This is a genomic window from Streptomyces sp. NPDC090025 (genome assembly GCF_044748125.1).
Taxonomy (GTDB): Bacteria; Actinomycetota; Actinomycetes; order Streptomycetales; family Streptomycetaceae; genus Streptomyces.
This window is the reverse complement of the sequence record NZ_JBIVFL010000004.1, coordinates 126,025-139,779: the sequence shown is the minus strand read 5'-3', so window position 1 is coordinate 139,779 and position 13,755 is coordinate 126,025. Positions and strand designations below refer to the sequence as shown.

Below are 13,755 nucleotides of genomic sequence, written 5' to 3'. Positions count from 1 at the left end.
CCATGCCTTTTGGTCTCGTCAGTCCAGGAGATTCCGCAACCGTGGCTTCCACGAACGACCTCAAGAACGGCATGGTGCTCAAGCTCGAAGGCGGCCAGCTCTGGTCCGTCGTCGAGTTCCAGCACGTCAAGCCCGGCAAGGGCCCGGCCTTCGTGCGCACCAAGCTCAAGAACGTGCTGTCCGGCAAGGTCGTCGACAAGACCTTCAACGCCGGCGTGAAGGTGGAGACCGCGAGCGTCGACAAGCGCGACATGCAGTTCTCCTACATGGACGGCGAGTACTTCGTGTTCATGGACATGGACACGTACGACCAGATCCACATCGACCGCAAGACCGTCGGTGACGCCGCCAACTTCCTCATCGAGGGCTTCACCGCCCTGGTCGCGCAGAACGAGGGCTCCGTGCTCTACGTCGAGATGCCGGCCGCCGTGGTGCTGACCATCGCCGAGACCGAGCCGGGCGTCCAGGGCGACCGCTCCACCGGTGGCACCAAGCCGGCCAAGCTGGAGACGGGCTACGAGATCCAGGTCCCGCTCTTCATCACCACCGGTGAGAAGGTCAAGGTCGACACCCGCACCAGCGACTACCTCGGCCGGGTGAACGACTAACCGTGGCCGCCCGGAGCAAGGCCCGCAGGCGGGCCTTCCAGATCCTGTTCGAGGCCGACCAGCGCGGCGCCTCGGTGCGGGAAGTCCTCGCGGACCAGGTCCGGCTGCACCGAGCCGACCCCCACCAGCCGCCGGTGAACGAGTTCACCATGCAGCTGATCGACGGGTACGCCCAGTACGTCAACCGGATCGACGAGCTCATCGCCACCTACGCGGTGGACTGGGACCTCGACCGGATGCCCGCCGCCGACCGCAGCATCGTCCGCCTCGGCGCGTACGAGCTGATCTGGGAGGACGGCACCCCCGACGCGGTGGCGATCGACGAGGCCGTGCAGCTCGCCAAGGAGTTCTCCACGGACGAGTCGCCGAACTTCGTGAACGGTCTGCTCGCGCGCTTCAAGGACCTGAAGCCGCGGCTGCGCCGCGACGAGGACGGCTGACCCTGTCCGGACGGTCCTGAGGCCCCCAGGGATTCCCGGGGCGGCCTCAGGCGGCCGAAAGGGGCCCGCGGCACCTGTGAGGGTGCCGCGGGCCCCTTCGTCATGACCGGGGTGCCCGTCGTGCCTGCGTGGCGGGCCGGTCGTACGGCGACGGGTGCGCGGCCATGGAAAAGCCGCCGGGCCCCGGGGTCGAAGTCGACTCCCGGGGCCCGGCGGCACGTTTCTGCGGGGCCTGCCCCGTCAGCTCTCCTCGTGGGCGACGGCGCGGCGCGCGTCCGCGTCCAGCACGCCCCAGCTGATCAGCTGCTCGGTGAGGACCGAGGGGGACTGGTCGTAGATCACGGCCAGGGTGCGCAGGTCGTCCTGGCGGATCGACAGCACCTTGCCGTTGTAGTCGCCGCGCTGCGACTGGATGGTCGCCGCGTAGCGCTGGAGGGGGCCGGCCTTCTCCGCGGGGACGTGGGCCAGCCGCTCCAGGTCGAGGACCAGCTTCGGCGGCGGCTCGGCGGCCCCGCCCGGCGTCGTGCCCGGCAGCAGCTCCTGCACCGGCACCCCGTAGAAGTCCGCGAGCTCGGCCAGGCGCTGCACCGTCACGGCGCGGTCGCCACGCTCGTACGAACCGACCACGACCGCCTTCCAGCGGCCCTGGGACTTCTCCTCCACCCCGTGGAGGGAAAGGCCCTGCTGGGTGCGGATCGCGCGGAGTTTGGCCCCGAGCTGCTTTGCGTATTCGCTGGACATAACGCTCCCGGACGCTGAGACGACGTTGCGGCTGCGCCGCGCGGCTGGTAACTCACTGTGAGGTTACGCAGCGTGACACTCTCCCGTCAAGCCGAATGGTCCATACCGCCCCCCTCCGGGGGACGCCGTCCGGGCCGCCGCGAGGGTCGTGACCAGCGGCGCCCGTCGCCCCTGGTAGGGTGGACGGCGCAGTTCCGACGTCCTTTAAGAGCCGTCCCGTGAGGCGGAGAAGGAGGTCCTTTTCATGGACAACCAGCAGCACCAGCAGCACCACGGCGATGACGCCCGGCCCGTCCTCGAGGCCCCCGACATCGCGCGGGTCCTGACCCGCATCGCCCACGAGATCGTCGAGCGCGCCAAGGGCGCCGACGACGTGGTCCTCCTCGGCATCCCGACCCGCGGTGTCTACCTCGCCCGCAGGCTCGCCGAGAAGCTCGAGGACATCACCGGCGGCAAGATCCCGGTCGGCTCGCTCGACATCACCATGTACCGGGACGACCTGCGGCTGAAGCCCGCCCGCGCCATCGGCCGCACCGAGATCCCCGGTGACGGCATCGACGGCCGCCTCGTCGTCCTGGTCGACGACGTCCTGTTCTCCGGGCGCACCATCCGCGCCGCCCTCGACGCCCTCGGTGACATCGGCCGCCCGCGCGCCGTGCAGCTCGCCGTCCTCGTCGACCGCGGCCACCGCGAGCTGCCCATCCGCGCCGACTACGTCGGCAAGAACATCCCCACGTCGCTGCGCGAGACGGTCAAGGTCCAGCTCGCCGAGGAGGACGGTCGCGACACCGTGCTGCTCGGCGGCAAGCCCGACGCCTAGGCACGCCGCAAGGCCCTGCCACCGCCCGGGCGCGCCCGGCCCCACCGGGCCGGACCGGCCCTCCGACGGGTTCCGGGGCACCCCCCTGGGCACCCGTATGCCCGCTCCCTCCCACCACGGAGTCACACCCCGATGATGCGCCACCTCATCTCGGCCGCCGACCTCACCCGCGACGACGCCGTTCTCCTCCTCGACACCGCCGAGGAGATGGCCCGGGTCGCCGACCGGCCCATCAAGAAGCTTCCGACCCTGCGCGGCCGGACCATCTGCAACCTGTTCTTCGAGGACTCCACCCGTACCCGGATCTCCTTCGAGGCGGCCGAGAAGCGGCTGTCCGCCGATGTGATCAACTTCGCGGCGAAGGGCTCCAGCGTCTCCAAGGGCGAGTCCCTGAAGGACACCGCCCAGACCCTGGAGGCGATGGGCGTCGACGCCGTCGTCATCCGGCACAGCGCCTCCGGCGCCCCCTACCGGCTCGCCACCTCCGGCTGGATCGACGCCCCCGTCATCAACGCGGGCGACGGCACCCACCAGCACCCCACCCAGGCGCTGCTCGACGCCTTCACCATGCGCCGCCGCCTGGTCGGCCGGGACGCCGGGCTCGGCAAGGGCCTGGACGGCCGCAAGGTCACCCTGGTCGGCGACGTGCTGCACAGCAGGGTCGCCCGCTCCAACGTCGACCTGCTGCACACCCTCGGCGCCGAGGTCACCCTGGTGGCCCCGCCCACCCTGGTCCCGGTCGGCGTCGAGAACTGGCCCTGCGAGGTCTCCTACGACCTCGACGCGGTGCTGCCGAAGTCCGACGCCGTGATGATGCTGCGGGTGCAGCGCGAGCGGATGAACGCCGCCTTCTTCCCGACCGAGCGCGAGTACTCGCGCCGCTACGGGCTCGACGGCGACCGGATGGCGAAGATGCCCGAGCACGCCATCGTCATGCACCCCGGCCCGATGGTCCGCGGCATGGAGATCACCGCCGAGGTCGCCGACTCCGACCGCTGCACGGTCGTCGAGCAGGTCGCCAACGGCGTCTCCATCCGGATGGCCGTCCTCTACCTGCTGCTCGGCGGCAACGAGTCCGCCGCCCCCGCCACCGCCCGTACCGAGGAGAAGTAAGAACCATGAGCAAGATCCTGATCCGTGGTGCGAAGGTGCTCGGCGGCGAGCCGCAGGACGTCCTCATCGACGGCGAGACCATCGCCGCCGTCGGCACCGGCCTGACCGCCGAGGCCGTCGAGGGCGCGCGGGTGATCGAGGCCGACGGCCAGATCCTGCTGCCCGGCCTCGTCGACCTGCACACCCACCTGCGCGAGCCCGGCCGCGAGGACTCCGAGACCGTCCTCACCGGCACCCGCGCCGCCGCCTCCGGCGGCTACACCGCCGTCTTCGCCATGGCCAACACCTTCCCGGTCGCCGACTCCGCCGGTGTCGTCGAGCAGGTCTACCGGCTCGGCAAGGAGGCCGGCTACTGCGACGTGCAGCCGATCGGCGCCGTCACCGTCGGCCTGGAGGGCAAGAAGCTCGCCGAGCTCGGCGCCATGCACGACTCCGCCGCCGGGGTGACCGTCTTCTCCGACGACGGCAAGTGCGTCGACGACGCCGTGATCATGCGCCGCGCCCTGGAGTACGTGAAGGCGTTCGGCGGCGTCGTCGCCCAGCACGCCCAGGAGCCCCGGCTCACCGAGGGCGCCCAGATGAACGAGGGCGTCGTCTCCGCCGAGCTCGGCCTCGGCGGCTGGCCCGCCGTCGCCGAGGAGTCGATCATCGCCCGCGACGTGCTGCTCGCCGAGCACGTCGGCTCCCGGGTGCACATCTGCCACCTCTCCACCGCCGGATCCGTCGAGATCGTCCGCTGGGCCAAGTCCCGCGGCATCGACGTCACCGCCGAGGTCACCCCGCACCACCTCCTCCTGACGGACGAGCTGGTCCGCTCGTACGACCCGGTCTACAAGGTCAACCCGCCGCTGCGCACCGAGCGGGACGTCATGGCGCTGCGCGAGGCCCTCGCCGACGGCACCATCGACATCGTGGCCACCGACCACGCCCCGCACCCGCACGAGGACAAGGACTGCGAGTGGGCCGCCGCCGCCATGGGCATGGTCGGCCTGGAGACCGCGCTGTCCGTGGTCCAGCAGACGATGGTGGAGACCGGGCTGCTCGACTGGGCCGGCGTCGCCGACCGGATGTCGCTCGCCCCGGCCCGGATCGGCCGCGCCACCGGCCACGGCCGCCCCGTCTCGGCTGGTGAGCCCGCCAACCTGACGCTGGTCGATCCGGCTTACCGTGGTGTGGTGGACCCCGCCGCCTTCGCCTCCCGCAGCCGCAACACCCCGTACCGGGGCCGTGAGCTGCCGGGACGCGTCACCCACACGTTCCTGCGCGGCCGGGCAACGCTCGTCGACGGGAATCTGGCGTGACACCTCTCCTCCACCTGGCCGCCGCGGCCGAACCGAAGTCCGCGGAGGTCACCGACTGGGCCGGCCGCATCGGCTGGGTCGCCGGACTGCTGCTCTTCGTCGCCCTCGTCTACTGGCTGATGCGCCAGGGATGGAAGTGGCGCGGCAGCCTCCAGTCCGCCCTGCCGCCGCTGCCCGAGGTGCCGGAAGACCCCGGGACCGCGAAGCTGACGCTGAGCGGCCGCTACCACGGCTCCACCACCGCCGGGCAGTGGCTCGACCGGATCGTCGCCCACGGCCTGGGCACCCGCAGCCGCGCCGAGCTCACCCTCACCGACGCCGGGATCGGCGTCGTACGGCCCGGGGCGCAGGACTTCCTGATCCCCGCCGAGGCCGTCCGCGAGGCCCGCCTCGACAAGGGCATCGCGGGCAAGGTCCTCACCGAGGGCGGCTTGCTCGTCATCACCTGGCAGCACGGCGACACCCTGCTCGACTCCGGCTTCCGGGCCGACCGGGCCGCCGAGCACGCCGCCTGGGTCGAGACCCTGAACCACCTGAACCACGTACGCACGACGGAAGGCACCGCACGATGACGACCTCCACCAGGGGAGCCGCCAAGGCTCCCGCCGTACTCGTCCTGGAGGACGGCCGCATCTTCCGCGGCCGTGCCTACGGGGCCGTGGGGGAGACCTTCGGCGAGGCCGTGTTCTCCACCGGCATGACCGGCTACCAGGAGACCCTGACCGACCCGTCGTACCACCGGCAGGTCGTCGTCATGACCGCCCCGCACGTCGGCAACACCGGCGTCAACGACGAGGACCCCGAGTCCGGCCGCATCTGGGTCGCCGGGTACGTCGTCCGCGACCCCGCCCGGGTCTCCTCCAACTGGCGCGCCCAGCGCACCCTCGACGAGGAGCTGGAGCGCCAGGGCGTCGTCGGGATCTCCGGCATCGACACCCGCGCCCTCACCCGCCACCTGCGCGAGCGCGGCGCCATGCGCGTCGGCATCTTCTCCGGCGCCACCGTCGCCGACGACGCGGCGCTGCTCGCCCGCGTCCAGGAGGCCCCGCAGATGACGGGCGCCGACCTGTCCGCGGAGGTCGCCACCAAGGAGACGTACGTCGTCCCCGCGATCGGCGAGAAGCGCTTCACCGTCGCCGCCGTCGACCTCGGCATCAAGGGCATGACCCCGCACCGGATGGCCGAGCGCGGCATCGAGGTGCACGTGCTGCCCGCCACCGCCACCGTCGAGGACGTGTACGCGGTCAACCCGGACGGCGTGTTCTTCTCCAACGGCCCCGGCGACCCGGCCACCGCCGACCACCCGGTCGCCGTCATGAGCGCCGTCCTGGAGCGCAGGACCCCGCTGTTCGGTATCTGCTTCGGCAACCAGATCCTCGGCCGCGCCCTCGGCTTCGGCACCTACAAGCTGAAGTACGGCCACCGCGGCATCAACCAGCCGGTCCAGGACCGCACCACCGGCAAGGTCGAGGTCACCGCGCACAACCACGGCTTCGCCGTCGACGCGCCGCTCGACCAGGTCTCCGACACCCCGTTCGGGCGCGCCGAGGTCTCCCACGTGTGCCTGAACGACAACGTCGTGGAGGGTCTGCGGCTGCTCGACCAGCCGGCCTTCTCCGTCCAGTACCACCCCGAGGCGGCCGCGGGCCCGCACGACGCCGCGTACCTCTTCGACCGTTTCGTCACCCTGATGGAGGCCGAGCGTGCCTAAGCGCACCGATATCCAGTCCGTCCTGGTCATCGGCTCCGGCCCGATCGTCATCGGCCAGGCAGCCGAGTTCGACTACTCCGGCACCCAGGCGTGCCGCATCCTCAAGGCCGAGGGCCTGCGGGTCATCCTGGTCAACTCCAACCCGGCCACGATCATGACCGACCCGGAGATCGCCGACGCCACCTACGTCGAGCCGATCACCCCCGAGTTCGTCGAGAAGATCATCGCCAAGGAGCGCCCGGACGCGCTGCTGCCCACCCTCGGCGGCCAGACCGCGCTCAACACCGCGATCTCCATGCACGAGCAGGGCGTCCTGGAGAAGTACGGCGTCGAGCTCATCGGCGCCAACGTCGAGGCCATCAACAAGGGCGAGGACCGCGACCTCTTCAAGGGTGTCGTCGAGGCCGTCAAGGCCAAGATCGGTTACGGCGAGTCCGCCCGCTCGGTCATCTGCCACTCGATGGACGACGTCCTCAAGGGCGTCGACACCCTCGGCGGCTACCCCGTCGTCGTCCGCCCCTCCTTCACCATGGGCGGCGCCGGCTCCGGCTTCGCCCACGACGAGGAGGAGCTGCGCCGCATCGCCGGCCAGGGCCTCACGCTCTCCCCGACCACCGAGGTGCTCCTGGAGGAGTCCATCCTCGGCTGGAAGGAGTACGAGCTGGAGCTGATGCGCGACAAGGCCGACAACGTCGTGGTCGTCTGCTCCATCGAGAACTTCGACCCGATGGGCGTCCACACCGGCGACTCCATCACCGTCGCCCCCGCGATGACCCTCACCGACCGTGAGTACCAGCGGCTGCGTGACATCGGCATCGCGATCATCCGTGAGGTCGGCGTCGACACCGGCGGCTGCAACATCCAGTTCGCGATCGACCCGGACGACGGCCGGATCATCGTCATCGAGATGAACCCGCGCGTCTCCCGCTCCTCGGCGCTCGCCTCCAAGGCCACCGGCTTCCCGATCGCCAAGATCGCCGCCAAGCTCGCCGTCGGCTACACCCTCGACGAGATCCCCAACGACATCACCGAGAAGACCCCGGCCTCCTTCGAGCCGACCCTCGACTACGTCGTCGTCAAGGCCCCCCGGTTCGCGTTCGAGAAGTTCCCGTCCGCCGACTCCACGCTGACCACCACCATGAAGTCGGTCGGCGAGGCCATGGCCATCGGCCGCAACTTCACCGAGGCGCTCCAGAAGGCCCTGCGCTCCCTGGAGAAGAAGGGCTCGCAGTTCGCCTTCACCGGCGAGCCCGGCGACAAGACCGAGCTGCTCGCCGAGGCGGTCCGCCCCACCGACGGCCGGATCAACTCCGTCATGCAGGCCATCCGCGCGGGCGCCACCCCGCGGGAGGTCTTCGACGCCACCAAGATCGACCCCTGGTTCGTCGACCAGCTCTTCCTCATCAAGGAGATCGCCGACGAGCTCGCCGCCGCCGAGAAGCTCGACCCCGAGCTGCTCGCCGAGGCCAAGCGGCACGGCTTCTCCGACGCCCAGATCGCCGACATCCGCGGCCTGCGCGAGGACGTCGTCCGCGAGGTCCGGCACGCCCTCGGTGTCCGCCCGGTCTACAAGACCGTCGACACCTGCGCCGCCGAGTTCGCCGCCAAGACCCCGTACTTCTACTCCTCGTACGACGAGGAGACCGAGGTCGCGCCGCGCACCAAGCCCGCGGTGATCATCCTGGGCTCCGGCCCGAACCGCATCGGCCAGGGCATCGAGTTCGACTACTCCTGCGTCCACGCCTCCTTCGCGCTCAGCGACGCGGGCTACGAGACCGTGATGGTCAACTGCAACCCGGAGACCGTCTCCACGGACTACGACACCTCCGACCGCCTGTACTTCGAGCCGCTGACGCTCGAGGACGTCCTGGAGATCGTGCACGCCGAGTCGCTCGCGGGACCGATCGCCGGAGTCGTCGTCCAGCTCGGCGGCCAGACCCCGCTGGGCCTCGCCCAGGCGCTCAAGGACAACGGCGTCCCGGTCGTCGGCACCCCGCCGGAGGCCATCCACGCCGCCGAGGACCGCGGCGCCTTCGGCCGCGTCCTCGCCGAGGCCGGACTGCCCGCCCCCAAGCACGGCACCGCCACCACCTTCGCCGAGGCCAAGGCCATCGCCGACGAGATCGGCTACCCGGTCCTGGTGCGCCCCTCGTACGTGCTCGGCGGCCGCGGCATGGAGATCGTGTACGACGAGACCCGCCTCGAGTCGTACATCGCCGAGTCCACCGAGATCAGCCCCACCCGGCCGGTCCTGGTCGACCGCTTCCTCGACGACGCCATCGAGATCGACGTCGACGCCCTCTACGACGGCGAGGAGCTCTACCTCGGCGGCGTCATGGAGCACATCGAGGAAGCCGGCATCCACTCCGGCGACTCCGCCTGCGCGCTGCCCCCGATCACCCTCGGCGGCTACGACATCAAGCGGCTGCGCGCCTCCACCGAGGCCATCGCCAAGGGCGTCGGCGTGCGCGGCCTGATCAACATCCAGTTCGCCATGGCCGGGGACATCCTCTACGTCCTCGAAGCCAACCCGCGCGCCTCCCGCACCGTCCCCTTCACCTCGAAGGCGACCGCGGTGCCGCTCGCCAAGGCCGCCGCCCGCATCTCGCTCGGCGCCACCATCGCCGAGCTGCGCGCCGAGGGCCTGCTGCCGGCCGTCGGCGACGGCGGCACGCTGCCGATGGACGCCCCGATCTCCGTCAAGGAGGCCGTGATGCCGTGGAGCCGCTTCCGCGACATCCACGGCCGCGGCGTGGACACCGTCCTCGGCCCGGAGATGCGCTCCACCGGCGAGGTCATGGGCATCGACTCCGTCTTCGGCACGGCGTACGCCAAGTCGCAGGCGGGCGCCTACGGCCCGCTGCCCACCAAGGGCCGCGCGTTCATCTCGGTCGCCAACCGGGACAAGCGCTCGATGATCTTCCCGGCCCGTGAGCTGGTCGCCCACGGCTTCGAACTGCTCGCCACCTCCGGCACCGCCGAGGTGCTCAAGCGCAACGGCATCAACGCCACCATCGTGCGCAAGCAGTCCGAGGGCGAGGGCCCTAACGGCGAGAAGACCGTCGTCCAGCTCATCCACGACGGCCAGGTCGACCTGATCGTCAACACCCCGTACGGCACCGGTGGCCGCCTCGACGGCTACGAGATCCGCACGGCGGCGGTCGCCCGCTCCGTCCCCTGCCTGACCACGGTCCAGGCGCTCGCGGCGGCGGTCCAGGGCATCGAGGCACTCGGACGCGGAGACGTCGGCGTCCGGTCGCTCCAGGAACACGCGGAACACCTGACCGCGGCCCGCGACTAGCAGCCCACGAGGGGGACACCGGAAACGGTGTCCCCCTCTTTCACGAGGACACACATGTACAAGTTCTTCTTCAACCTGGTCTTCAAGCGCATGGACCCCGAGAAGGCCCACTACCTCGCCTTCCGCTGGATCCGACTGGCCGCCCGCGTCCCCGTCCTGCGCACCTTCGTCGCGGCCGTCCTCGCGCCCCGCCACGCGGCGCTGCGCACCGAGGCCCTCGGCCTGCGGATGCACGGCCCGTTCGGTCTCGCCGCCGGCTTCGACAAGAACGCCATCGCCGTCGACGGCATGGCCATGCTCGGCTTCGACCACATCGAGATCGGCACCGTCACCGGCGAGGCCCAGCCCGGCAACCCCAAGAAGCGGCTGTTCCGGCTCATCCCGGACCGCGCCCTGATCAACCGGATGGGCTTCAACAACGAGGGCTCGGCCGCCGTCGCCGCCCGCCTCGCCGCCCGCCGCGAGGTCTTCCGCACCGTCGTCGGCGTCAACATCGGCAAGACCAAGGTCGTGGCCGAGGCCGACGCCGCCGCCGACTACGTGAAGTCCACCGAGCGGCTCGCCGCCCACGCCGACTACCTGGTCGTCAACGTCTCCTCGCCGAACACCCCCGGCCTGCGCAACCTCCAGGCCACCGAGTCGCTGCGCCCGCTGCTCAGCGCCGTCCGCGAGGCTGCCGACCGCACCGTCACCGGCCGCCGGGTGCCGCTCCTGGTCAAGATCGCCCCCGACCTCGCCGACCAGGACGTCGACGCCGTCGCCGACCTCGCCGTCGAACTCGGCCTGGACGGCATCATCGCCACCAACACCACCATCGCCCGCGAGGGCCTCGGGCTGCGCTCCGACCCGGCGCTGATCAAGGAGACCGGCGGCCTGTCCGGCGCGCCCGTCAAGGAGCGCTCCCTCGCGGTGCTGCACCGCCTGTACGCGCGCGTGGGCGACCGGATCACCCTCGTCGGCGTCGGCGGCATCGAGACCGCCGAGGACGCCTGGCAGCGCATCCTGGCGGGCGCCACGCTCGTCCAGGGCTACAGCGCCTTCATCTACGAGGGCCCGTTCTACGCCCGCGCCATCAACAAGGGCCTGGCCGCGCGCCTCGCGGCCTCCCCGTACGCCACCCTCGCCGAGGCCGTCGGCGCCGCCCACCGCACCGACGCCGGAAAGGCCGCCCAGTGACCCAGGACCCGCACCCCACCCCGGCCACCCCGGCCACCCCGACCGCCCCGGCCGCCCCGGCCGCCGCGCAGACCTGGGCCCCGGCCCCGGAGACCGGCCTCGCGCCGTTCGGCGTCCGGCTGCGCGCCGCCATGGACGCCCGCGGCCCGCTCTGCGTCGGCGTCGACCCGCACGCCTCGCTGCTGGCCTCCTGGGGCCTGGCCGACGACATCCAGGGCCTGGAGCGCTTCACGTACACGGTCGTCGAGGCGCTGGCGGGGACGGTCGCGGTGTTCAAGCCGCAGGCCGCCTTCTTCGAGCGCTTCGGCTCGCGCGGTGTCGCCGTCCTGGAGCGCGCGACCGCCGACCTGCGGGCGGCCGGCGGTCTGGTGGTGATGGACGCCAAGCGCGGCGACATCGGCTCCACCATGGCGGCCTACGCGGAGGCGTTCCTGCGCAAGGACGCCCCGCTGTTCTCCGACGCGCTCACCGTCTCCCCGTACCTCGGCTACGGCTCCCTGGAGCCCGCCGTCGACCTGGCCAGGTCGACCGGCACCGGGCTCTTCGTGCTGGCCCTGACCTCCAACCCGGAGGGCGCCGAGGTGCAGCGCGCGGTACGGACCGAGGACGGCCGGACGATCGGCGCCACCATGCTGAACCACCTGGCCGAGGAGAACGCGGGCGCCGACCCGATGGGCTCCTTCGGCGCGGTGGTCGGCGCCACCCTCGGTGATCTGTCCGCGTTCGACCTGGACATCAACGGGCCGCTGCTCGCCCCCGGCATCGGCGCCCAGGGCGCCACCCCCGCCGACCTCCCCCGGGTCTTCGGCGACGCGGTGCGCAACGTGGTCCCGAACGTCAGCCGCGGGGTCCTGAAGGCCGGTCCCGACGCCGCCGCGCTGCGCTCGGCCGCGGAACGTTATGCGAACGAGATCCGCGAGGCCGTCGGCGGTTGACCCGCCGGGCGGCGTCCGGAGCGGCCGGGCGGGCCGATTTCACCTGGTTCCACCAATCCGCAGGTCGCGCGGCGTGTCCTCGCCGTCTCACTCCTTGACAAAACTTGACCCAAAACGGCGTCGTTATGTCGCGAATGTCCTGGTCGGTCGATGCTGACCAGGACTTTTCGTCTGTTCTCGCTGACTCCGGCGGCCTTGGCCGCTAGTCTCCGGGGCAGAGTCGGCGTTCGGCGTACTCGCGTCGGGCGTCCCTCCACTGGTGTGGAGCGTGCGCTTCCCACCGGTCCGTATCCGACCAGTTCGACATCCGAGGTGACGTAGGCGTGGCTCTTCCGCCCCTTACCCCTGAACAGCGCGCAGCCGCGCTCGAAAAGGCCGCCGCGGCTCGCCGGGAGCGGGCCGAGGTCAAGAATCGACTCAAGCACTCCGGCGCCTCCCTCCAGGAGGTCATCAAGCAGGGCCAGGAGAACGACGTCATCGGCAAGATGAAGGTCTCCGCGCTGCTCGAGTCCCTGCCGGGCGTGGGCAAGGTCCGCGCCAAGCAGATCATGGAGCGACTGGGCATCTCCGAGACCCGCCGGGTCCGCGGCCTCGGCTCCAACCAGATCGCCTCCCTGGAGCGCGAGTTCGGCAGCACCGGCGCCTGACGGCCCACCGCTCCGGGGCCGCGCGTCCCGGGCACACCGGTATTGCTGGAATAATCGCTGCATGGCAGCAGAGGTACGTCCGCGGCTGACCGTGCTCTCCGGCCCCTCCGGGGTGGGCAAGAGCACGGTCGTCGCTCATATGCGCAAGGTCCACCCCGAGGTCTGGCTCTCGGTGTCGGCCACGACACGAAAGCCCCGTCCCGGCGAGCAGCACGGCGTCCAGTACTTCTTCGTCACGGACGACGAATTCGACAAGCTGGTCGCCAACGGTGAACTCCTGGAGTGGGCCGAGTTCGCGGGCAACCGCTACGGGACCCCGCGCCGCGCGGTCCACGACCGCCTGGAAGCGGGCGAGCCGGTGCTCCTGGAGATCGACCTCCAGGGCGCGCGCCAGGTCAAGGAGTCCATGGCCGAGGCCCAGCTGGTCTTCCTGGCCCCGCCGAGCTGGGACGAACTGGTCCGCCGCCTCACCGGCCGCGGCACCGAGTCGCCCGAGGTCATCGAGCGCCGACTGGCCGCCGCGAAGGTCGAACTGGCCGCGGAGTCGGAGTTCGACACCACGCTCGTCAACACCTCGGTCGAGGACGTCGCCCGTGAGCTGCTAACGTTGATGAACGTTGTCTGATCTTTTATCCATCTGGGGATATTCCTTCTTCGGATATTCCAGTTTCGGAAGGTAGAGCGTGTCCTCTTCCATCACCGCGCCCGAGGGCATCATCAACCCGCCGATCGACGAGCTGCTCGAGGCGACGGATTCCAAGTACAGCCTCGTGATCTACGCGGCCAAGCGCGCGCGCCAGATCAACGCGTACTACTCGCAGCTGGGCGAGGGCCTGCTCGAGTACGTCGGTCCGCTCGTCGACACCCACGTCCACGAGAAGCCCCTCTCGATCGCGCTGCGCGAGATCAACGCGGGCCTGCTGACCTCCGAGGCCATCGAGGGCCCGGTCCAGTAAGCACGC

Annotated in this window: 14 protein-coding genes; 13 read left to right on the top strand and 1 reads right to left on the bottom strand. The window is 71.0% G+C overall.

What is annotated here, in order from left to right:
* Nucleotides 1-41 precede the first annotated feature (41 nt).
* Together efp and nusB are read left to right on the top strand one after the other, a co-directional pair.
* Nucleotides 42-608 (top strand): elongation factor P, encoded by a 567-nt coding sequence (gene efp / locus ACIPXM_RS13160; RefSeq protein ID WP_401654933.1) that lies wholly within the window; start codon nt 42-44, stop codon nt 606-608.
* 2 nt (nt 609-610) lie between these two features.
* Entirely contained in the window at nt 611-1,048 is a 438-nt protein-coding gene (gene nusB / locus ACIPXM_RS13155) for a transcription antitermination factor NusB (RefSeq protein ID WP_401654931.1), read from the top strand.
* A gap of 240 nt (nt 1,049-1,288) precedes the next feature.
* On the opposite strand, the gene bldD is transcribed toward nusB, so the two are convergent.
* A complete protein-coding gene (gene bldD / locus ACIPXM_RS13150) occupies nt 1,289-1,789 on the bottom strand; it encodes a transcriptional regulator BldD (RefSeq protein WP_030607052.1) in 501 nt (166 codons plus the stop codon).
* A 244-nt stretch (nt 1,790-2,033) separates the two neighbouring features.
* On the opposite strand from bldD, the gene pyrR reads away from it, so the two are divergent.
* From pyrR to rpoZ, 11 genes are all read left to right on the top strand, one after another.
* Complete coding sequence (gene pyrR / locus ACIPXM_RS13145; RefSeq protein ID WP_401654930.1) at nt 2,034-2,609, top strand: bifunctional pyr operon transcriptional regulator/uracil phosphoribosyltransferase PyrR; 576 nt, start codon at nt 2,034-2,036, stop codon at nt 2,607-2,609.
* 132 nt (nt 2,610-2,741) lie between these two features.
* A complete protein-coding gene (locus tag ACIPXM_RS13140; protein ID WP_401654929.1) occupies nt 2,742-3,722 on the top strand; it encodes an aspartate carbamoyltransferase catalytic subunit in 981 nt (326 codons plus the stop codon).
* Nucleotides 3,723-3,727: 5 nt separating this feature from the next.
* A complete protein-coding gene (locus ACIPXM_RS13135; protein WP_401654928.1) occupies nt 3,728-5,023 on the top strand; it encodes a dihydroorotase in 1,296 nt (431 codons plus the stop codon).
* Nucleotides 5,020-5,595 (top strand): hypothetical protein, encoded by a 576-nt coding sequence (locus tag ACIPXM_RS13130; RefSeq protein ID WP_401654927.1) that lies wholly within the window; start codon nt 5,020-5,022, stop codon nt 5,593-5,595. Before ACIPXM_RS13135 ends, ACIPXM_RS13130 begins: the two co-directional genes overlap by 4 nt.
* Entirely contained in the window at nt 5,592-6,734 is a 1,143-nt protein-coding gene (gene carA / locus ACIPXM_RS13125; RefSeq protein WP_401654926.1) for a glutamine-hydrolyzing carbamoyl-phosphate synthase small subunit, read from the top strand. Before ACIPXM_RS13130 ends, carA begins: the two co-directional genes overlap by 4 nt.
* On the top strand, nt 6,727-10,035 hold the full coding sequence (carB, locus tag ACIPXM_RS13120) for a carbamoyl-phosphate synthase large subunit (protein ID WP_401654925.1): 3,309 nt from the start codon (nt 6,727-6,729) through the stop codon (nt 10,033-10,035). The genes carA and carB overlap by 8 nt, the downstream gene beginning before the upstream one ends.
* Nucleotides 10,036-10,089: 54 nt before the next feature.
* Nucleotides 10,090-11,211, top strand: coding sequence for a quinone-dependent dihydroorotate dehydrogenase (locus ACIPXM_RS13115; RefSeq protein WP_401654924.1), 1,122 nt, complete (start codon nt 10,090-10,092; stop codon nt 11,209-11,211).
* 119 nt (nt 11,212-11,330) lie between these two features.
* Nucleotides 11,331-12,146, top strand: a complete 816-nt coding sequence (gene pyrF, locus ACIPXM_RS13110) for an orotidine-5'-phosphate decarboxylase (protein WP_401655206.1) — start codon at nt 11,331-11,333, stop codon at nt 12,144-12,146.
* Nucleotides 12,147-12,469: 323 nt separating this feature from the next.
* Nucleotides 12,470-12,793 (top strand): integration host factor, encoded by a 324-nt coding sequence (locus tag ACIPXM_RS13105; RefSeq protein WP_401654923.1) that lies wholly within the window; start codon nt 12,470-12,472, stop codon nt 12,791-12,793.
* Between the two features lie 61 nt (nt 12,794-12,854).
* Nucleotides 12,855-13,418: a guanylate kinase gene (gene gmk, locus ACIPXM_RS13100; RefSeq protein ID WP_401654921.1), complete on the top strand. Its 564-nt coding sequence runs from the start codon at nt 12,855-12,857 to the stop codon at nt 13,416-13,418.
* 58 nt (nt 13,419-13,476) lie between these two features.
* The gene (rpoZ, locus tag ACIPXM_RS13095; RefSeq protein WP_030810584.1) at nt 13,477-13,749 is read left to right on the top strand and encodes a DNA-directed RNA polymerase subunit omega; all 273 of its coding nucleotides are present in this window, start codon (nt 13,477-13,479) and stop codon (nt 13,747-13,749) included.
* The last annotated feature ends 6 nt before the right edge of the window (nt 13,750-13,755 follow it).

Bases quoted from the DNA above. Each gene is read 5' to 3' on its own strand.
- bldD (WP_030607052.1), bottom strand. From the start codon at position 1,789: ATGTCCAGCGAATACGCAAAGCAGCTCGGGGCCAAACTCCGCGCGATC.
- gmk (WP_401654921.1), top strand. From the start codon at position 12,855: ATGGCAGCAGAGGTACGTCCGCGGCTGACCGTGCTCTCCGGCCCCTCC.
- ACIPXM_RS13135 (WP_401654928.1), top strand. From the start codon at position 3,728: ATGAGCAAGATCCTGATCCGTGGTGCGAAGGTGCTCGGCGGCGAGCCG.
- ACIPXM_RS13115 (WP_401654924.1), top strand. From the start codon at position 10,090: ATGTACAAGTTCTTCTTCAACCTGGTCTTCAAGCGCATGGACCCCGAG.
- pyrR (WP_401654930.1), top strand. From the start codon at position 2,034: ATGGACAACCAGCAGCACCAGCAGCACCACGGCGATGACGCCCGGCCC.
- ACIPXM_RS13140 (WP_401654929.1), top strand. From the start codon at position 2,742: ATGATGCGCCACCTCATCTCGGCCGCCGACCTCACCCGCGACGACGCC.
- carA (WP_401654926.1), top strand. From the start codon at position 5,592: ATGACGACCTCCACCAGGGGAGCCGCCAAGGCTCCCGCCGTACTCGTC.